This is a genomic window from Curtobacterium sp. 8I-2 (genome assembly GCF_902506155.1).
In the GTDB taxonomy this organism is placed as follows: Bacteria; Actinomycetota; Actinomycetes; order Actinomycetales; family Microbacteriaceae; genus Curtobacterium; species Curtobacterium poinsettiae.
In genome coordinates this window covers 811,008-829,552 of the sequence record NZ_LR732827.1, presented here as the reverse complement: position 1 = coordinate 829,552, position 18,545 = coordinate 811,008, and the positions used below count along the sequence as shown (strand labels likewise).

Here is an 18,545-nt window from a genome sequence, read left to right as displayed (position 1 = left end):
CGTTCCCGGGCTACGCTGGGACCATGCCCGCAGTGACGTTCCTGACGAAGCCCGGATGCCACCTGTGCGACGACGCCCGGCCCGTGGTCGAACGCGTCGTCACCGACCACCCGGGGGTCACCCTGCAGGAACGCTCGATCCTCGACGACGACGCCCTCCGCCAGGAGTACGCGGAGGACATCCCCGTGGTGCTCATCGACGGGCGCGTCCACAGCAACTGGCACGTCGACGCCGACCGGCTCGCACGTGCCCTCGAGAAGGCCGGTTCCCCCGCATGATCTCCCACGTCGTCGCCTGGACCCTGCGCGAGGACCTCGACCGCGCCGCGTCCATCGCCCGGATCCGTGAGCTCCTGACCGGCCTCACCGGCACCATCGGGTCGATCCGTTCGCTCGAGGTCGTCGAGAACGTCGCCTACCCGGAGAAGAACAGCGACGTCGCGGTCGTCGCCACCTTCGACGACCTCGCCGGACTCGACGAGTACCAGGTGCATCCGGCGCACCAGGCCGCGGCAGCCGAGATCCGCGACCTGGTCACCGCGCGGGCCGCCATCGACTGGCAGAGCTGAGCCGGGCCTCCCGTCCCGCCCCGGCGCTGCGTGCGTTGCGTGCGTCCAGTGAGCAGAAGAGGTCGCCTCCGATTTCCGGAGGCGACCTCTTCTGCTCACTCGCTGGTGACTACGGGGTCAGGCGCGTCGGGCCACGGAACAGGTACGTGACCTCGCGGATCGACGGCTCACCGAGCATGAGCATCAGCACGCGCGCGAGGCCCATGCCGAAGCCGCCGTGCGGCGGGACGCCGTAGCGGAAGAAGTCGAGGTACCAGCCGAGCTCCTCCGGGTCGAGACCCTTCTCGACGGCCTGCGCCTCGAGCACGTCGACACGGTGCTCGCGCTGGGCACCCGTGGAGATCTCGGCGCCGTTGAAGATGAGGTCGTAGCTGTTGGTGACCGACGGGTCGCCGGGCTTCCGCATGTGGTAGTACGGCCGGATCGAGGCGTCGTACTCCGTGACGAAGACGAACTCGGAGCCGTGGTGCTCCTTCGCCCAGGCAGCGACGCGGCGCTCGCCCTCGGGGTCCAGGTCGCCGTCGGCGCGGACGACGTCGTAGCCGCTGTCGGCGACGATCTTGCGCGCGTCGGCCAGGGTCACGCGGGGGAACGGCGTCGCGGGGACCTGCAGCTCGAAGCCGAAGACCTCTTCGATGTCCTTGCCGTACTTCTCCTTGACGGCGGTGATGCCGGCGACCAGGACCGCTTCGTGCATCGCCATGACGTCCTCGTGGGACTCGATCCACGAGAACTCGGCGTCGACGCTGGTGAACTCGGTGGCGTGACGGCTCGTGAACGAGGGGTCGGCGCGGAAGGCGTCGGCGATCTCGAACACGGCACCGAAGCCGGCCGGCTGCGCCATCTGCTTGAAGTTCTGCGGCGACTGGGCCAGGTAGGCGGTGGTCTCGAAGTACTCGAGCTGGAACAGTTCGGCGCGCGACTCGGACGCCGACGCCATCAGCTTCGGGGTGTGGATCTCGATGTAGTCGCGGTCGACCCAGTACGTGCGGAACGCGTGCTCGAGCGTCGTCTGGATGCGGAAGATCAGGTTCTGCTTGCGGTTGCGCAGGTCGAGGAAGCGCCAGTCGAGACGCTTGTCGAGCGACGAGTCGTCGGCGATCGGGGTCTCCGGGATCGCGGCGCTCACCACCTGCAGCGCACCGATCTTGACCTCGAGCCCGCCGAGCTTCACGCGCTCGTCGTGCTTCAGCGTGCCGGTGACGTGCACGAAGGTGCCGTGCGCCAGGCCGGAGATCTCGTTGGTGGTCGCGAGCGCGGACTGTGCGGCGTCGTCGCCGTCCTCGGCCTCGCGCGTCGCCGGGTTCACGAGCTGGACGGCGCCGGTCTCGTCGCGCAGCACGACGAACTGCACCTTCTTCTGGTCTCGGACGGTCTCGACCCATCCGGCCACGGAGACGGGACCGTCGGGGAGGGCTGCCAGGTCGGCGATGCGGGTGCGTTCGATCACGGTGGTCGAGTCTAACCGCCTGCGTCTGGGGGCGTGGGCGGCAGCGCTCCTCCCTCAACAGGGCCGCCCGCGTCCGGCGTTCTCCACCGATGGCCGGGAGGCCCGTGGCGGCGTGCGAGGACTCCCTAGCGTTGTCGACGTGGCCGGGTCGCGGGACGAGAGGGGACCGGGTGGGGACGGGGACGGGGGAGCTCGCGACCTGGCCGCCTGCGGCGGTCGCGGTGGTGGTGGCGGCGCTGTGCACTGCGGCGTTCACACTGCTCGCGGCGTTCGTCGGTGGGCTGTGGGCGGTCATCCGGTGGCGGCGGGACGTCGGGCGGGAGCAACGGGACCGCTGCTGGGCGCGGTTGACCGTGGTGTTCGACCTGATCACCGCGGCCGAGGTCGGGCGTCGCGAGATCGGCCGGAATCTGGCGCAGGCGATGTACGACATGCAGAAAGTCCCCGCCGGAGAAGAACCCGCTGCAAGGGTGTTGGCGGAACTGTTCATCGAGAAGAGGAGACAGTGATGACGACTCGTCTGCGCCGTGCCTGGCGAGAGCTGGTGCGGAAGGAGGACACGGTTCCCGTGGAGCGGCCGTACATCGGTCCTGCGCCGGGCGAGAGCCCGTGGGACTGGGCGCAACGCGGGGCGATCGACTGGCAGCTCCATGTCGAAGAAGGGGAGCTGAAGCTCGAACTCGAGCGGCAGCGCATGCGTGCCAGGGTGCTCGCCGAAGACGGCGCGACGTCAGGGGAGCGAAGCGCGGAGTGACCCGAGGGTGCCGATGAACTCCTCGGCCATGCCGGCGCGCTCGACGAGCTTCGCGTGGCGGGTGCGGGCGTCGTCCAGGTACGCATCGAGACGTGCAGCCAGCGCGGGTTCGTCCTCGGGGTCCTTCGCCGCGAGGGCGTCGACCACACGGAGCAGCTCGGCCATCTCGTCGAGCGTGAACCCGAGCGGCTTCATCCGGCGGATCACGAGCAGTCGTTCCAGGTCCTGCGCGGTGTACACCCGGAACCCGCCGGTGGTGCGGCCGCTCGGCACGAGCAGCCCGACCTCGTCGTAGTGCCGGATCGTGCGCAGGGACATGCCGGCGCGGTCGGCGAGTTCGCCGATGTGCATCGTGTCGGGGACGTCGCTGGTGCTCACGGAGCGCGACTCTACCCTCACGTGAAGGTAGAGTTCCGAACGATGTCCGTGATCACACACGCGCCGACGGCCCCGAGCGTCCTCGCCGCCCTCCGCTCGCCCCGCATGCTCACCCGGGAGGTCCTGGCCGGCATCGTCACCGCGCTGGCCCTCATCCCCGAGGCGATCTCGTTCTCCGTCGTCGCCGGCGTCGATCCCGCGGTCGGCCTCTTCTCGAGCGTCATCATCGCGATCGTGATCTCGATCGTGGGCGGTCGACCCGCCATGGTGTCCGCCGCCGCCGGTTCGGTGGCGCTCGTCATCGCGCCGCTCGTCCGACAGCACGGGATCGAGTACCTGGTGCCCGCGATCGTCCTGGGCGGTGTGTTCCAGCTCCTGCTCGGGTTCCTCGGGGTGGCGCGGCTGATGCGCTTCATCCCGCGCAGCGTCAACGTCGCGTTCGTGAACGCCCTGGCCATCCTCATCTTCACCGCCCAGCTGCCGAACCTGCTCGGCGACGACGTCCCGTTCATCGTCTGGCCGCTGACGGCACTCGGCATCGCGATCATCGTCGGGTTCCCGTTCCTGACGAAGGCGATCCCCGCGCCGCTCATCGCGGTGGTCGTCATCACCGGCATCACGATGGTGTTCAGCGTGGCCGTGCCGACGGTCGGCGACGAGGGGGCACTGCCGACGGCACTCCCCGGCTTCAACGGCATCGTGGCGCCGTTCAGCTTCGAGACCCTGCAGATCATCGCGCCCTACGCGTTCGGCGTCGCGATCGTCGGCCTGATCGAGACGCTGCTCACCGCGCAGCTCGTCGACTCCATCAGCGAGACCGGGTCGAGCAAGTGGCGCGAGTCGTGGGGCCAGGGCGTCGCGAACATCGCGTCGGCGTTCTTCGGGGGGACCGGTGGGTGCGCGATGATCGGCCAGACGGTGATCAACGTGAAGACCGCGGGCGCCCGGACGCGCATCTCGACCTTCACTGCCGGCGTCTCGGTGCTCGTCCTGACGATCGTGCTCCACGACCTCGTCGCCCAGATCCCGATGGCGGCCCTGACGGCGGTCATGCTCATGGTCTGCGTCGCGACCTTCGACTGGCACAGCATCCGGCCGCGCACCCTGCGGCGGATGCCGCTCGGTGAGACCGCGGTCATGCTCATCACCGTCGTGGTGGTCGTCGTGACCGAGAACCTCGCCACCGGGGTGCTCGTCGGTGTGGTCGTGGCGGCTCTGGTCTTCGCCCGACGGGTGGCGCACGTGGTGACCGTGGTGCGCGAGCCGGTCGACGACCGCACCGTGCGGTACCGGGTCCGCGGGGCGCTGTTCTTCGCCTCGTCGAACGACCTCGTCACGCGGTTCTCCTACGCAGAGGACCCGGAGCACATCATCATCGACATGGCCGACGCCCACGTGTTCGACGCGTCCACGGTCGCGGCGCTCGACGGTGTCGAACAGCGGTTCGCCAAGCACGGCTCGACGGTCGAGGTGGTGAACCTCAACACGGGGTCGATCGCGCTGCACGGACGGCTGTCCGGAGAGCTCGGCGGCTGAGTGCTTCCGCATCCGGTGAATCTCCTGAGGGGGCGGTGGGAACCGCGGGCGACCTACACTGGAACCCATGCCCGCGACCCGTCTCCACCTCGTCCGGCACGGAGAGGTGCACAACCCGGGCCGCGTCCTCTACGGCCGGCTCCCGGGCTTCGGGCTGAGTGAGCTCGGCGCGCAGATGGCCGAGGCCTCCGCGGCCGCCTGGAAGGACGCCGGCATCGACGTCCGTCGGGTCGTCGCGTCCCCGCTGCAGCGCACGCAGGAGTCCGCCGCGCCCTGGTCGGCGGCCTACGGGCTCGACGTGACGCTCGACGAGCGGCTGATCGAGCCGACCAACCGCTACGAGGGGCAGCCCCCCGGGTTCACGAAGCGCTCGCTCGGCCGTCCGGCGGAGTGGCCGTGGATCGCGAACCCCCTGCGCCCCAGCTGGGGCGAGGCGTACGAGTCGATCGCGAACCGCATGCTCGCGGCGATGACCACGGCGTGGGAGAGCGTCGACGAGGGCGACGTCGTCCTGGTCAGCCACCAGCTGCCGATCTGGATGGTCCACCGGAAGCTCGCGGGGGAGCCCCTGTGGCACGACCCGCGCAAGCGTCGCTGCGACCTGTCGAGCATCACCACCGTCGAGCGTGTGCCCGCCACGTCGAGCGGTCGGTTCACCGAGGTCGGGTACGCGGACCCCGCGCAGGAACTGCGCGCGACCGCCGTCGACGAAGGAGCAGTGTGAAGACCACGACCAGCAGGAAGCGCATCGCGACGATCGCGGCGACGGTCGTCGTGGCCGCCCTCGCCCTGGCGGGGTGCTCGACGGACAACAGCGACCTCGCGAAGCAGTACGGCAACGGCACGACCCAGAACTACATCTCCGGTGACGGCGCGGTGACCGAGGTCTCCGCAAAGGACCGCACCGACCCGGTGACCTTCCGGGCCGAGGACTCGAACGGCGACACCGTCTCGTCGAAGGACCTCCGGGGCAAGGTCGTCGTCCTGAACTTCTGGTACGCCAGCTGCCCGCCCTGCCGTGCCGAGGCGAAGTACCTCAACGAGGTGCACGACGAGTACGCCGACTCGGACGACGTCGCGTTCATCGGCGTCAACGTCCGCGACGAAGCAGCGACCGCGGCCGCCTTCGAGCGCACCTTCGACGTGCAGTACCCGACCGTCCTCGACCAGCGCACGGGCACGATGCAGCTCGCGATGTCCGGGCAGATCGCGCCGAACGCGGTGCCTGCGACGATCGTCCTCGACACGAAGGGGCGCGTCGCTGCCCGCGTCCTCGGCGCGGTCGACGGCACGGGCATCCTGAAGACCCTGGTCAGCGACGAGCTCGACGCCGGCAAGGCCTCCTGACCCGTGGCCTCCAACCCCTTCGCCGACGCGATCCTGAGCGGCCAGATGGCCGTGGCGCTGCCCGTGGCGGCGCTCGCCGGGCTCGTGTCGTTCCTGTCCCCGTGCGTGCTGCCGCTCGTGCCGGGGTACCTCGGGTACGTCGGCGGTGTCGCCGAGGGCGGGCAGCGTCGGGGTCGTGTGGTGCTCGGTGTGCTGCTGTTCATCGTCGGGTTCACCGCGGTGTTCGTGGCGTACACGACGGTGTTCGGGGCACTCGGCTTCTGGCTCGTCCGCTGGCGTGACCTCATCACGCAGGTCCTCGGGGTCGTCGTCATCGCGATGGGCCTGGTGTTCGTCGGACGGTTCACGTTCCTGCAGCGCACCATCAAGCCCAGCTGGACCCCCGCGACGGGGCTGCTGGGCGCACCGCTGCTCGGCATCGTGTTCGGCCTCGGCTGGACGCCGTGCCTCGGCCCGACCCTCGCGGCCATCAACCTGCTCAGCGTGCAGTCGGGCAGTGCCTGGCAGGGCATGTGGCTCGGTGTGGCGTACTGCCTCGGGCTCGGCATCCCGTTCGTCCTCGTCGCGCTCGGCGCCGGCTGGGCCACGGGAGCCATCTCGGCGGTGAAGCGTCACATGCGCACCGTCAACATCATCGGAGGAGCGATCCTGATCGTCATCGGTCTGCTCATGGTCACCGGAATCTGGTCGGCCGTCATGTCGAGCGTCGGGGCGGTGATCCAGAGCTTTGTCCCCGCGGTCTGACCCGAACGAGCACACCCCGACGGGCGCAGGCGACGGAGCCGACACCGCTTCGGACCCGCAGCGACCGTCCGACCACGTCGACGGCTCCGGCCCCACCGACGGCGGCGTCAACCAGCCGAAGCTCGGCTTCGTCGGGTACCTCCGGTTCTTCTGGCGGCAGCTGACGAGCATGCGCACGGCGCTGTTCCTGCTCATGCTGCTGGCCCTCGCGGCGATCCCGGGTTCGCTCGTGCCGCAGCGCACCGCCGACCCGAACGGCGTCGTGCAGTACAAGGCGGACCACCCGCAGCTCTTCCCGGTCCTCGACAAGCTCCAGGTCTTCGACACCTACACCTCGGTGTGGTTCTCGGCGATCTACCTGCTGCTCTTCGTCTCGCTCATCGGCTGCATCGTGCCCCGCACGAAGCACCACTGGCAGGCCCTGCGCACCCGTCCGCCGAAGACGCCCGCGCGTCTGACGCGACTGGCGGGATTCCGCACCGTGGCGGTGCAACCGGACGCGATGATCGACGGCACCACCGGGATCGACCCGGCCACGGGCCTCCCGTCCGCCGAGCACGCGGTGACGCGCGCGATGGCGATCCTGAAGCGCTCCGGGTACCGCGTCGAACGGTTCGGCGACTCGGTGAGCGCGGAGCGCGGCTACCTGCGCGAGACCGGCAACCTGGTGTTCCACTCGGCCCTCGTCGGGGTGCTCCTGGCGGTCGGTGTCGGCGGTGGCTTCGGCTTCACCGGTCAGCGTCTGCTGGTGGAGGGCCAGACGTTCTCCAACGTGCTCGGCTCGTACGACTCGTTCAACCCCGGGCGCTGGTTCCAGCAGACCGACCTCAAGGGCTACAACCTGACCCTCGACAAGTTCGTGACGAAGTACGAGGAGCGGAACCTCGACGCCCTCGGCCAGGCGCTCGACTACTCGGCCACCGTCACGAGCACCGAGAAGGGCGGCGAGCCGAAGACCAGCCGTCTCGGCGTGAACGACCCGCTGCACGTGGGTGGCACCAACGTCTACCTGCTCGGCAACGGTTACGCGATGCAGGTCACGGTGCGCGACGGCGACGGCAACGTGGCGTTCAAGGACGTCGTGCCGTTCCTGCCGCAGGACGCGAACTACACCTCGCTCGGCGTGATCAAGGCCCCGGACGCCAAGCCGGACCAGCTCGGGATCCGCGGGTTCTTCTACCCCACCGCGGTGAAGAACGCGAGCGGCGCCTACACGTCCTCGTACCCGGACACCGAGAACCCGCTCCTGACGCTGCAGGTCTACACCGGCGACCTCGGCCTCGACGACGGCGTGCCGCAGAGCGTGTACACGCTCAACACCGGCGGGCTGAAGCAGATCGCCGGCACCGACGCATCGACGGCGAGCCTCGCGCTGAAGCCGGGGCAGACGAAGAAGCTCCCGGACGGTGCCGGGTCGATCACGTTCGACGGCGTCAAGCGGTACGTCTCCCTCGACGTGCACCACGACCCGTCGCAGCTGTGGGTGGGCGGGTTCGCCCTGCTCTCCACCCTCGGTCTGCTCACCTCGCTGTTCGTCCCGCGCCGTCGCGTCTGGGTGAAGGTCGTCCCGCGCAAGGACACGCAGGGCGGCGAGTACGACCTCGAGTACGCCGGCCTCGCACGCGGCGAGGACCCGAACCTCGAACGGGCCGTCGCGGACATCGCACAGCGCCACACGTCGGACCTCGGAGTTAGGATGCCCCAGTGAACGACATGACCACGAACCTCGCGACCTACTCGGTCGTGCTCACGTACTCCGCGATGGCGGTGTACGTGGTCGCGTTCATCTCGTTCGCCCTCGACATGGCCAAACGCTCCGGTGAGGTCACGGCCGCCGCGAAGAACGCGGGCGCCGACGACAGCTCGGCGGGTGCGGCCAGCGCTTCTTCCGCACGCGGGGCGAAGACCGTCGCGACCGTCCGTGGCGGCACCGTCGTGCTCGAGCAGGTCGCCGCGCCGCCAGCGGGCGGTTCGTCCGGCCGCAGCACGAAGTTCGAACGTGTCGGCATGGCGATGACGATCCTCGCGCTCGTCCTGCACGTCGCCTCGGTCGTCCTCCGCGGCATCGCGGCCGACCGTGTCCCGTGGGGCAACATGTTCGAGTTCTCGCTGACGGGCACGGCGCTGATCACGCTGATCTTCCTGCTCGTGCAGTTCTGGCAGAACCTGAAGTTCCTCGGCGTCTTCATCACGGGCCTGACGATCATCCTGCTCGGCATCGCGACGGTGAACTACTGGGTCCCCGTCGTCCCGCTGCAGCCGGCCCTGCAGTCGTACTGGCTCGTCATCCACGTCTTCGTGGCGATCTCCGGCACCGGGTTCTTCGCGCTCGGAGCAGGGCTCGCGGTGGCGCAGCTCGTGCAGACGTACCGCCAGGGCCGCACGGCCTCCGGCAAGCTCCGCTTCATGGCGACGCTGCCGGACGCCGACCGGCTCGAGGTCCTGACCTACCGCGTCCTGCTCGTGGGCTTCGTCCTCTGGACCTTCACCCTGATCGCCGGTGCGATCTGGGCCGAGCGTGCCTGGGGTCGCTACTGGGGCTGGGACACGAAAGAGGTCTGGACCTTCATCATCTGGGTCGTCTACGCGGGCTACATCCACGCCCGTGCGACCCGCGGCTGGCGCGGTGCGCGGTCGTCCTGGCTGGCCTTGATCGGCTTCGCCGCGGTGATGTTCAACTTCTCGGTCGTGAACGTCTTCTTCAAGGGCCTGCACAGCTACTCGGGTCTGTGAACCACACCGGTCGCTGAGGCGGCCCTGGTCGTGACCACGGCCGGACGGGAGGCACGGTGCCAGCTGGCACCGCGCCTCCCGTCCGTCGTTCGGTCGCGTCCACGGACAGGAAGACGCCGTCGTGTCGGCTGGACGCCGCGTCCTCGGCGAGACGCCGCCGATCCCGGCGGCGTCTCGCCGACTCGGCGGCGCCGAACGGAGACGACGGCGTTCTGCGGAGACGACGGCGTTTTGCGGAGACGACGGCGTCCCGCGAACGGAGACGACGGCGTCTTGCGGAGACGACGGCGTCCCGCGCCCGGAGCTACTCGGCAGCAGCTGCGGCCAGCACGGTGTGCACACGCGCCACCCGCTCGCGCCACCACGCGGAGCGTTCCGGCGACGCGGCGTACCGCTCGACCAGTTCCGCCGCGACGTCCACCCGACGCACGGGCACGCGGCCGTCCACCGGCAGCAGGGGCTCCGCCGTCACGTCCCCGGCGAACATCGCCGCCGTCCCGAGGCCCGCGGCGTACCCCGGGGTCATCGCCGCGGCGGCCAGGAACGCCCCCATCCCGAGTCCGACCGACGTGTCGAGCGCACTCGAGACGACGCACGGCAGCCCGGCGTCGGCGATGACCGCGCCCGCCGCGGTGATGCCCCCGAGCGGCTGGGCCTTGACCACCAGGACGTCGGCTGCGCCGGCCCGGGCGACCGCGAGGGGGTCGCTCGCCTTCCGGACGCTCTCGTCCGCGGCGATCCGCACCCCGAGGCCGGCGATCCGCGTCCGGAGCTCGGCGAGCTCGGGCACCGTGGCGCAGGGCTGCTCGGCGTACTGCAGGTCGAACGGTGCGAGCCGCTCGAGTGCCGCGGCTGCCTGCTCGACGCTCCACAGCCCGTTCGCGTCGACGCGGACGGAAGCATCGGACCCCATCACCCGGCGGACGGCCGCGACACGGGCGACGTCGTCGTCGACGGTGGTGCCGGGCTCCGCGACCTTGACCTTCGCGGTGGCGCAGCCGGGGTAGCGGGCGAGCAGGTCGGCGACGTCGTCGGCGGCGATCGCCGGGACGGTGGCGTTGACCGGCACGGAGTCGGCGGCCGGCTCGTGGTCGGTCCACCCGAAGTCGACGGTGGCGCGCAGCCATGCCGCTGCCTCGGCGTCGTCGTACTCGACGAACGGCGAGAACTCCGTCCAGCCTGCGGGGCCACGCAGCACGACCGCCTCGCGCGTGGTGATGCCGCGGAACCGCACCCGCATGGGCAGGGCCACCACGTGCGCGTCGGCGAGGAGTTCGGCGAGGTCGGGGAGCACGTCCGCCATCCTCCCACCGCACCCAGGTCGCCCGCCGGTTCCTCGGAGGGGACCGCCAGGGCAGGGCACTAGCATGCATCGGTCGGCTCCGGTCGGCGAGGGGAACGACCCGGAACGAGGGAGGCTCGGTGGCGGTGGATCCGCGGCAGCGCGCAGCACAGCAGCGGGCAGCACAGCGCCAGGCCGACCCGTCGAGCGCCGGCGCTCGTCCGGCAGCCCGTCCGGCGTCTGCAGCCCGTCCGAGCGCGGATGCCCGACCCGCGGCGAACCCGTCCCGAGTGACGGCGCGTCCGACAGCCGGGTCCGACGACTTCGCCCGGCTCATGCAGCGCAACACCGTCGACGTGCGGCAGGCGGCCTCCAAGAAGCGCCGCAACCCCGTCGTCGGCAAGATCGCCCTGGGCCTCGCCGTGGTCTCCGCTGCGGTCGACGCCAGCGCGTTCGCCGTGTTCATGGGCGGTGACACGAACTTCGCGTTCGGCATCTGCTTCGTCGTCGTGTTCCTGACGCTCATCGCCGCAGTGCTCGGGTTCGTCGCCGCCGTCGGATCCTTCGGCCGCTGGTACGGCGCCATCGGGGTCGTCCTGGCGTTCTTCGCGAACCCCGTGATCCTCATCGTGATCATGGTGTTCGTCGCGCCGGAGCTCCTGACCGACATGGGCGCCTGACCCGGCAGACGCCCGGCGGTACGTTGGGGGCATGGCTGCTCCCGTCTCCGACCTGTTCGACCCCGACGTCTGGACCACCGCTCCGATCGCGGAGCAGTTCACCGACATCACGTACCACAAGCACGTCTCCAAGGGGATCGTCCGTGTCGCCTTCGACCGTCCGGAGGTCCGGAACGCCTTCCGCCCGCGCACGGTCGACGAGCTCTACCGCGCCCTCGACGACGCACGGCAGGACCCCCGTGTCGGTGTCGTCCTGCTCACGGGCAACGGCCCGAGCCCGAAGGACGGCGGGTGGGCGTTCTGCTCCGGCGGCGACCAGCGCATCCGTGGACGGAGCGGCTACCAGTACGTCGGTGACGAGGGTGCACCGCCCGAGGGCGTCGACCCCGCGGCCGCGCAGGCGTCGATGGGGCGGCTCCACATCCTCGAGGTCCAGCGCCTCATCCGGATGATGCCCAAGGTCGTCATCGCGGTCGTCCCCGGCTGGGCCGCCGGCGGTGGGCACTCCCTGCACGCCATCTGCGACCTCACCATCGCGAGTGCCGAGCACGGCAGGTTCAAGCAGACCGACGCCGACGTCGGCTCGTTCGACGGCGGGTACGGCAGCGCCTACTACGCCAAGCAGATCGGGCAGAAGTTCGCCCGCGAGGTCTTCTTCCTCGCGCAGGAGTACTCCGCCCAGCGCGCCTACGAGATGGGTGCGGTGAACGCCGTGGTCCCCCACGAGGACCTCGAGCGTGAGGCGATCCGCTGGGGCGAGATCGTGCTCGGCAAGTCCCCGACGGCGATCCGGATGCTCAAGTACGCGTTCAACGCCGTCGACGACGGCATGGTCGGTCAGCAGGTCTTCGCGGGCGAGGCGACGCGGTTGGCGTACGGCACCGACGAGGCGGTCGAGGGTCGCGACTCGTTCCTCGAGAAGCGCGCTCCCGAGTGGACCGCGTTCCCCTGGCACTACTGATGCCCCGTCCGCTGGTCGCGACCGGTACGTCGGACCCGTCGGCCGTGCTGCGCGCCCTGGAGGCAGCGCTCGCCGGCGGCCCCGCGCTGCTCCCCGTCGCCGAGGAGGCTCCGGCGCTGCCGAAGGCACCTCCGGCCGAGGTCCGGCAGGCGGTCGCCCTGGTGGTCGAGACGAGCGGGTCCACCGGGACCGGCAAGCGCGTGGCGCTGTCGTCCGAGGCGCTCCTCGCCGGTGCGGCGGCGGCCGACGCGGCGCTCGGTGGTCCGGGGCGCTGGGTGCTCGCGCTGCCGACGCACTACATCGCCGGCCTCAACGTCCTGACCCGCTCGATCACCGCCGGCACCGAGCCCGTCGTCGTGGCACCCGGGCACTTCGCGGCCGCCGCGTTCACCGAGGCGGCCGAACGGCTCGTCACCGGTCCGGCCGCGCCCCGCCGGTACACCTCGCTGGTGCCGGTCCAGCTCGCCCGGGTCCTCGACGACCCGGACGCCACCCGCGCCCTCGCCGGGTTCGACGCGGTCCTGGTCGGCGGACAGGCGACCCCCGCGCCGCTCCGGCAGCGCGCGCGCGACGCCGGGGTCCGGATCGTGACGACGTACGGCGCGAGCGAGACGAGCGGCGGGTGCGTGTACGACGGCGTCCCGTTCGGCACCGTGCGCACCGCGCTGGTCGACGACGAGCTGCACCTGGCCGGGCCGATGCTCGCCGAGGGGTACCTCGACGACGACGACCGCACGGCATCGGCCTTCGTCGAGCGGGACGGGCTGCGGTGGTACCGGACCGGGGACACCGCGACCCTGTCCGGCGGGGTCGTCCGCGTGCTCGGACGCCTCGACGACGTGGTGATCTCCGGTGGCGAGAAGGTCCAGCTCGGGGCGGTCGAACGGCTCGTCCGGGGGCTGCCCGGGCAGCAGAGTGCCGTCGTCGTGCGGCGCTCGGCGGGGGAGTGGGGCGAGGTCCCCGTCGTCGTCACCGAGCAACCGCTCGACCCGGACACCGTGCGTGCCCACGTCGGAGCAGCCCTCGGCCGTGCCGCCCGGCCGGCCGACGTGGTCCTGGTGGACCGGATCCCGATGCTGGCGTCCGGCAAACCCGACCGGCGGGCCGTGCAGGCGCTCGTCGACCCGGCAGGGCCGTAGGGGCGAGCCAGCGGGCGCCGCATCGGCAATAAGATCGGTGCTCGTGGCACGAACGAAGAACTCGACGCAGAAGCAGGGCCGGTCCGGCAACCCGGCGAAGGCCGCTGCCCCCGCCCGCACCAAGCGGAAGGCGACCGCACGCGACTGGATCGGCGGCGCGCGTCTGCGCACCCTGACCCTCGGCGTCGTCCCGGTCGTGCTGGGCACCGCCGTCGCGTTCGTCGACAGCGGTGAGCCCGGGGACTTCGGCGACTACCTGGCGAAGGGCAGCCACCTCGCCGTCGCGCTGCTCGCCCTGGCCGTGGCGCTGTTCCTGCAGATCGGCGTGAACTACAGCAACGACTACTCCGACGGGGTCCGCGGCACCGACGAGTACCGCGTCGGACCCGCACGGCTCACGGGTGCCGGGCTGGCCAAGCCCCGGACGGTGCTCACGGTCGCCCTGACGTTCTTCGGCCTGGCAGCCGTCGCCGGCCTGGTCATCGTGCTGCTCACCCAGCTGTGGTGGCTGCTGCTCGTCGGGGCCGCCGCCATCGTCGCCGCCTGGTTCTACACGGGCGGCAAGAAGCCGTACGGGTACAACGCCCTCGGCGAGGTGTTCGTGTTCGTGTTCTTCGGACTCGTCGCCGTGCTCGGTACGCAGTTCGTGCAGATCCGCGAGGTCACGCTGAGTGGCTGGGCCGCCGCGGTGGCCGCCGGGTTCTTCGCCTGCGCGGTCCTGATGGTGAACAACATCCGCGACATCGACGAGGACCAGCTGGCGGGCAAGCGGACACTCGCCGTGGTCGTCGGCCGTCCGGTCGCCCGCGTGCTCTTCGGCCTGTTCCTGATGCTGCCGTACGTCGTGCTGCTCTGGTTCGTGCTGCTGTACTTCCGCACGGGCTTCACGTACTTCTCGCTGCTGCTGGCGCTGCCGGCCCTGGCGATCGGGGTGTCGTCGCGGAAGCCCCGCGAGCTCATCACGGCGCTGCAGCTGTCGTCGTTCGCGTCGCTCGCCTTCGGCGTGGTGCTCGGGATCACCCTGGCCGTGCAGCCGTAACCGTTCCGGCTCCGACCTGACGACCCCATGCCCGGGGTCAGTCGGCGTCGGCGTCCCGGCGTGCTTCGTGCCGGTCCGCGTCGGACACCGGACGGACGACGGGAGCGGCTGCGGCATCCGAGTCGGCGGCGTCGACGAAGTCGTCCTCGAAGTCCGAGTCGGCGTCGCGCTCGGGGACGCCGCGGCGGTTCGCCAGGCTCAGGGCGACCTGCGTGCGGAGTCCGGACAGTGCGATGTACGAGATGAGCAGACCCACCAGGGCGGCGATGATCGTCGCCCAGTACCACTTCAGCGGCGTCAGGAGCAGGAGGAGCACGAGCGCCACCACGAAGATGCCGAGCCGAGCCAGGGTGTACAGGAGCCACGCTTTCACACGGTGAGTCTACGGAAGCGCCGACCGGCAGGGGCATCACAGGGTCGCGACCTAGACTTCACCGCATGGTCCGCTTGTGGTTGATCGTCGTCGTGGCCGCCGTTGCCTTCACGGTGTACGCGGCCATCGACTGCGGCACGATGCCCCGTCAGCGCATCCGTTCCCTGCGTCGCGGTGTGTGGCTGCTGCTCGTGATCATCCTGCCCGTGCTGGGCGGCGTCCTGTGGTTCCTGCTCGGTCGCACCCCCGCGACGGACCCCGGTGCATCCGCCCGGTACCGTGGACCCGAAGACGACCCGGACTTCCTCGGCACCACGCCGGAGCCGGGCGACACCCTCACGGACAAGGACCAGGACGACGCGACCCTCCGAGACCTCGAAGACCAGTTCCACGAGCGCGACGACGACGGCCGCACCGATCGCTGACGGCCCCGCCGGCTCGGGCAGCCCGGCGACCGACACCGCGCTCGCGCTCCTGCAGGAACTCGTCCGCGCCGGCGTCACCGACGTCGTGGTCAGCCCCGGTTCCCGGTCCCAGGCGCTCGCGCTCGCCGCGGTCGCCCTCGAGCGTGCCGGCGGACTGACCGTGCACGTCCGGTTGGACGAACGGACCGCCGGGTTCTTCGCGCTCGGGCTCGCGGTCGAGACGCACCGACCCCCCGCGGTCGTGACCACGTCGGGCACCGCGGTGGCGAACCTGCACCCCGCCGTGCTCGAGGCGCACCACTCGGGCGTGCCGATGATCGTGCTGAGTGCGGACCGCCCCGACGAGCTCCGCGGCATCGGGAGCAACCAGACCACTGTGCAGCCGGGGATCTTCGGCGAGGCCGTCGCCTTCGTCCGCGACGTCGAGGCCCCGTCGGCGCACGGCGTCGATGCCTCGGTCCGCGACACCCTGCGCGCCCTCGCCCGACAGGCGGTCGCCGCCGCAGCCGGGCACACCGGGCAGCCGGGGCCCGCACAGCTCAACGTCGCGTTCCGTGAGCCGCTCTCCGCCGGGCTCACCCCGGAGCACGTCACCGCCGTCCCCGACGACGAGATCGACCTCGCCTTCGCCACCCGCCGCGCCCACACCGGTCTGCCGGTCGCCGAACTCACCCCGGACGACGAGCCGGCCACCGTCGTCATCGCCGGGCACGACGCCGGCGAGGAAGCTGAGCGGATCGCCTGGGAACTCGGGGCGCCGCTCCTCGCCGAGGTCTCCAGCGGCGCGCGCTTCGGCCGCAACCTGGTCGTGGCCTACCGTGAACTCCTGCGCGACGCGGACCACGGTGGCGCCGTCCGCCGCGCCGTCGTGCTCGGCCACCCGACCCTCAGCAGAGAGGTCCCCGCGCTCCTGCAGCGCGACGGGGTCGAGACGATCGTCGTCCGCGGACCGGCGGCCGACCCCTTCGACCCGGCCCGTGCCTCCCGACCGGACGCCGCGACCACCTTCGTGTCCGACGTCCGCGTGACGGGCCGCACCCGCCCGGAGCACCGTGCGTGGGTCGGCCGCTGGGTGGGTGCCAGCCGACGGATCCTGGGGGACGGCGACGCCGGCCCGGACCTCGACGCCAAGCGTTCCGCCGACCGCGCCGAGCGGAACAAGTTCCTGCGTGACGAGGTCGCGCTCCGTCGCCGACCCGTCGACCGGGCCATGCTCGCCGAGGCCGTCTGGGGCGCGACCTGGCCGCACGACCGCCTGGTCCTCGGCGCCTCGCAGCTCATCCGCGAAGCCGATGCCCGGGTGCTCGGCAAGAAGATCCGGGTGCACGCGAACCGCGGACTGGCCGGCATCGACGGCACCGTCTCGACCGCGCTCGGCATCGCCGCGGCACTCGAGCAGTCCTCCGCCTCGGTGGGCACCACGCGCGTGCTCCTCGGCGACCTGACGCTGCTGCACGACCTCGGCGCGTTCGTCACCGGCACCGAGGAACGCACCCACCGGGTGCAGGTCGTCGTCGGCAACGACCACGGTGGCGCCATCTTCCGCGGGCTCGAGGTCGCGAAGACCACGCCGGACGCCGACATGCGCCGGATGATGTCGACCCCGCAGCACGTCGACGTCGAACGGGTCGTCACGGGTCTCGGGTGGGAGTACCGCCGGGCGGCCACGTGGGGCGACCTCGAACGGGTGCTGACGGACCCCGCCGAGCGCGTCGTGATCGAAGTACCGCTGGCCGACTGACCGGCCACGGGTGCCCCGGCCTCGCCGCGACCCGGTCTCCGCGCGGCCCCTGGGTGCTTCAGGCCAGGGCGTCGGTGATCGGTCGGAACTTCAGGGCCGTCTCGGCGACCTCGCGCTCGGGCTCCGAGCCGGCGACGATCCCGGCGCCCGCCCAGGCGCGGACGCTGCCGTCGTCGTCGATCCGTGCGCTGCGCAGCGCGAGCATCCACTCACCGTCGCCCGTCGCGCTCATCCAGCCGACCGGCCCGGCGTAGCGACCGCGGTCGACGCCCTCGAGCTCGGCGACGAGCCGCACCGCGACGTCGGTCGGGGTGCCCGCGACCGCAGCCGTCGGGTGCAGCGCGTCGGCGACGTCGAGCGAGGTCGTGTCGGGCGGCAGCGTCGCCTGCACGTCCGTCGCCAGGTGCCACAGGTTCGGCAGCTGCAGCCGGAACGGTTCGGCGTCGGCGCGCAGGTCCGTGGCGAGCGGTGCGAGGGCCGCGAGCAGGCTGTCGATCGCGAAGGAGTGCTCCTCGACGTCCTTGGCGCTGCTGGCCAGGGCCTCGGCGGCGGCACGGTCGGAGACCTCGTCGGTGCCCCGTGCGGCGCTGCCGGCGAGCACCCGCGCGGTCAGCCGCGTGCCGTCGGTGCGGGCGAGGGTCTCCGGCGTGGCACCGACCAGCCCGTCCACTGCGAAGGTCACGCACTGCGGGTAGGCGGCGGCGAGGTCGAGCAGGACGGCTCGTCGATCGGCTCCCGACGGCAGCGTGCCGACCAGGTCGCGGGCGAGCACCACCTTCTGGGCGCTCCCGGCCACGATGCGGCGGACGGCCTCGGACACGTTGGCGGCGTAGGTGGCTTCGTCGATCTGCCCCGGACGCAGCTCGACGGAGACGTGCGGTCCGACCCGGGGGACCGGGACCGAGGTCCGGGTGAAGGCCAGGGGCTCCGCGCCGGCCGTGGTGTCGATGGCCGTCAGCCAGGCCTTGCCCCGACGGCGGCCGAGGACCACCCGGGGCACGATGAGCACGCTCTCGTCGGCGGAGTCGTCGGCGAACGCGAACGACCCGAAGGCGACGAGCCCCGAGCCGCGCAGCTGGACGGGGTCGTCGACGACGGCGGTCGCGACGACACTGCGCCAGAGCGCGGCCGCGTCACGCATCCGGTCGGGGCCGGTGAAGGTGAACCGCAGCGCCTCACCGATGCCGACGATGCCGTCGCCGTTCCGGACGAAGGCGAGGGGTCGGTCGCGGAGCGTGTGGCGGAGGACGGTGCCCGGGTCGTCGAGGATCCGGGTCGAGACCGTCAGCGGGGGCGCCGCCGTGGTGGTTCGGGTCACGGCTCCGATGCTACGCGCCGATCCCGCACCGCCCGGGTGGCTGCGAGTCCGGTGAACGCTCGGTCGGGACCTCTAGG

General features: G+C 71.4%; 21 protein-coding genes. 16 read left to right on the top strand and 5 right to left on the bottom strand.

Going from position 1 to position 18,545, the window contains the following annotated elements:
• The first annotated feature begins 23 nt into the window (after window positions 1–23).
• The gene (locus BOSE127_RS07590) at window positions 24–278 is read left to right on the top strand and encodes a glutaredoxin family protein (protein ID WP_159556767.1); all 255 of its coding nucleotides are present in this window, start codon (window positions 24–26) and stop codon (window positions 276–278) included.
• Window positions 275–568, top strand: a complete 294-nt coding sequence (locus tag BOSE127_RS07585; RefSeq protein WP_017888581.1) for a Dabb family protein — start codon at window positions 275–277, stop codon at window positions 566–568. Before BOSE127_RS07590 ends, BOSE127_RS07585 begins: the two co-directional genes overlap by 4 nt.
• A 109-nt stretch (window positions 569–677) precedes the next feature.
• On the opposite strand, the gene aspS is transcribed toward BOSE127_RS07585, so the two are convergent.
• The gene (gene aspS / locus BOSE127_RS07580) at window positions 678–2,018 is read right to left on the bottom strand and encodes an aspartate--tRNA(Asn) ligase (RefSeq protein WP_017888582.1); all 1,341 of its coding nucleotides are present in this window, start codon (window positions 2,016–2,018) and stop codon (window positions 678–680) included.
• Window positions 2,019–2,188: 170 nt separating this feature from the next.
• Here aspS and BOSE127_RS07575 point away from each other — a divergent pair, with 170 nt between their 5' ends.
• Window positions 2,189–2,527, top strand: coding sequence for a hypothetical protein (locus BOSE127_RS07575; protein WP_159556765.1), 339 nt, complete (start codon window positions 2,189–2,191; stop codon window positions 2,525–2,527).
• On the top strand, window positions 2,527–2,772 hold the full coding sequence (locus tag BOSE127_RS07570) for a hypothetical protein (protein ID WP_139179824.1): 246 nt from the start codon (window positions 2,527–2,529) through the stop codon (window positions 2,770–2,772). Before BOSE127_RS07575 ends, BOSE127_RS07570 begins: the two co-directional genes overlap by 1 nt.
• Here the strand turns inward: BOSE127_RS07570 and BOSE127_RS07565 are convergent.
• Complete coding sequence (locus BOSE127_RS07565) at window positions 2,749–3,150, bottom strand: MerR family transcriptional regulator (protein ID WP_371830321.1); 402 nt, start codon at window positions 3,148–3,150, stop codon at window positions 2,749–2,751. The genes BOSE127_RS07570 and BOSE127_RS07565 overlap by 24 nt on opposite strands.
• Before the next feature lie 42 nt (window positions 3,151–3,192).
• Here BOSE127_RS07565 and BOSE127_RS07560 point away from each other — a divergent pair, with 42 nt between their 5' ends.
• The 6 genes from BOSE127_RS07560 to ccsB all read left to right on the top strand — a co-directional run bounded on the left by BOSE127_RS07560 (window position 3,193) and on the right by ccsB (window position 9,510).
• Window positions 3,193–4,686 carry a SulP family inorganic anion transporter gene (locus BOSE127_RS07560; protein WP_159556763.1) on the top strand — a complete coding sequence of 498 codons (1,494 nt, stop codon included), beginning with the start codon at window positions 3,193–3,195 and terminating at the stop codon, window positions 4,684–4,686.
• 67 nt (window positions 4,687–4,753) lie between these two features.
• Window positions 4,754–5,410 (top strand): histidine phosphatase family protein, encoded by a 657-nt coding sequence (locus BOSE127_RS07555; protein ID WP_159556761.1) that lies wholly within the window; start codon window positions 4,754–4,756, stop codon window positions 5,408–5,410.
• The gene (locus tag BOSE127_RS07550) at window positions 5,407–6,033 is read left to right on the top strand and encodes a TlpA family protein disulfide reductase (protein WP_017888588.1); all 627 of its coding nucleotides are present in this window, start codon (window positions 5,407–5,409) and stop codon (window positions 6,031–6,033) included. Before BOSE127_RS07555 ends, BOSE127_RS07550 begins: the two co-directional genes overlap by 4 nt.
• A gap of 45 nt (window positions 6,034–6,078) precedes the next feature.
• Window positions 6,079–6,777 carry a cytochrome c biogenesis CcdA family protein gene (locus BOSE127_RS07545; RefSeq protein WP_042538234.1) on the top strand — a complete coding sequence of 233 codons (699 nt, stop codon included), beginning with the start codon at window positions 6,079–6,081 and terminating at the stop codon, window positions 6,775–6,777.
• Entirely contained in the window at window positions 6,761–8,485 is a 1,725-nt protein-coding gene (gene resB / locus BOSE127_RS07540) for a cytochrome c biogenesis protein ResB (RefSeq protein ID WP_140449001.1), read from the top strand. The genes BOSE127_RS07545 and resB overlap by 17 nt, the downstream gene beginning before the upstream one ends.
• A 5-nt stretch (window positions 8,486–8,490) precedes the next feature.
• Window positions 8,491–9,510: a c-type cytochrome biogenesis protein CcsB gene (gene ccsB, locus BOSE127_RS07535; protein ID WP_031260492.1), complete on the top strand. Its 1,020-nt coding sequence runs from the start codon at window positions 8,491–8,493 to the stop codon at window positions 9,508–9,510.
• 304 nt (window positions 9,511–9,814) lie between these two features.
• Here ccsB and BOSE127_RS07530 read toward each other — a convergent pair whose 3' ends face one another.
• A complete protein-coding gene (locus BOSE127_RS07530) occupies window positions 9,815–10,813 on the bottom strand; it encodes an o-succinylbenzoate synthase (RefSeq protein ID WP_071251889.1) in 999 nt (332 codons plus the stop codon).
• A gap of 119 nt (window positions 10,814–10,932) precedes the next feature.
• On the opposite strand from BOSE127_RS07530, the gene BOSE127_RS07525 reads away from it, so the two are divergent.
• From BOSE127_RS07525 to BOSE127_RS07510, 4 genes are read left to right on the top strand one after another with little or no spacing between them, the layout of a single operon-like run.
• Window positions 10,933–11,472, top strand: a complete 540-nt coding sequence (locus BOSE127_RS07525) for a hypothetical protein (protein WP_159556759.1) — start codon at window positions 10,933–10,935, stop codon at window positions 11,470–11,472.
• 31 nt (window positions 11,473–11,503) lie between these two features.
• Window positions 11,504–12,433 carry a 1,4-dihydroxy-2-naphthoyl-CoA synthase gene (locus BOSE127_RS07520; protein WP_017888615.1) on the top strand — a complete coding sequence of 310 codons (930 nt, stop codon included), beginning with the start codon at window positions 11,504–11,506 and terminating at the stop codon, window positions 12,431–12,433.
• Window positions 12,433–13,572 carry an AMP-binding protein gene (locus tag BOSE127_RS07515; RefSeq protein WP_159556757.1) on the top strand — a complete coding sequence of 380 codons (1,140 nt, stop codon included), beginning with the start codon at window positions 12,433–12,435 and terminating at the stop codon, window positions 13,570–13,572. The genes BOSE127_RS07520 and BOSE127_RS07515 overlap by 1 nt, the downstream gene beginning before the upstream one ends.
• 37 nt (window positions 13,573–13,609) lie before the next feature.
• On the top strand, window positions 13,610–14,611 hold the full coding sequence (locus BOSE127_RS07510; RefSeq protein WP_042541197.1) for a 1,4-dihydroxy-2-naphthoate polyprenyltransferase: 1,002 nt from the start codon (window positions 13,610–13,612) through the stop codon (window positions 14,609–14,611).
• 37 nt (window positions 14,612–14,648) lie between these two features.
• Here BOSE127_RS07510 and BOSE127_RS07505 read toward each other — a convergent pair whose 3' ends face one another.
• On the bottom strand, window positions 14,649–14,984 hold the full coding sequence (locus tag BOSE127_RS07505; protein ID WP_017888618.1) for a DUF4229 domain-containing protein: 336 nt from the start codon (window positions 14,982–14,984) through the stop codon (window positions 14,649–14,651).
• 65 nt (window positions 14,985–15,049) lie between these two features.
• Here BOSE127_RS07505 and BOSE127_RS07500 point away from each other — a divergent pair, with 65 nt between their 5' ends.
• Both BOSE127_RS07500 and menD read left to right on the top strand, forming a co-directional pair.
• Window positions 15,050–15,409, top strand: a complete 360-nt coding sequence (locus tag BOSE127_RS07500) for a PLDc N-terminal domain-containing protein (protein WP_017888619.1) — start codon at window positions 15,050–15,052, stop codon at window positions 15,407–15,409.
• A complete protein-coding gene (gene menD, locus BOSE127_RS07495; RefSeq protein ID WP_159558117.1) occupies window positions 15,402–17,150 on the top strand; it encodes a 2-succinyl-5-enolpyruvyl-6-hydroxy-3-cyclohexene-1-carboxylic-acid synthase in 1,749 nt (582 codons plus the stop codon). Before BOSE127_RS07500 ends, menD begins: the two co-directional genes overlap by 8 nt.
• Before the next feature lie 58 nt (window positions 17,151–17,208).
• On the opposite strand, the gene BOSE127_RS07490 is transcribed toward menD, so the two are convergent.
• A complete protein-coding gene (locus BOSE127_RS07490) occupies window positions 17,209–18,468 on the bottom strand; it encodes an isochorismate synthase (RefSeq protein ID WP_159556755.1) in 1,260 nt (419 codons plus the stop codon).
• Between the last annotated feature and the right edge of the window lie 77 nt (window positions 18,469–18,545).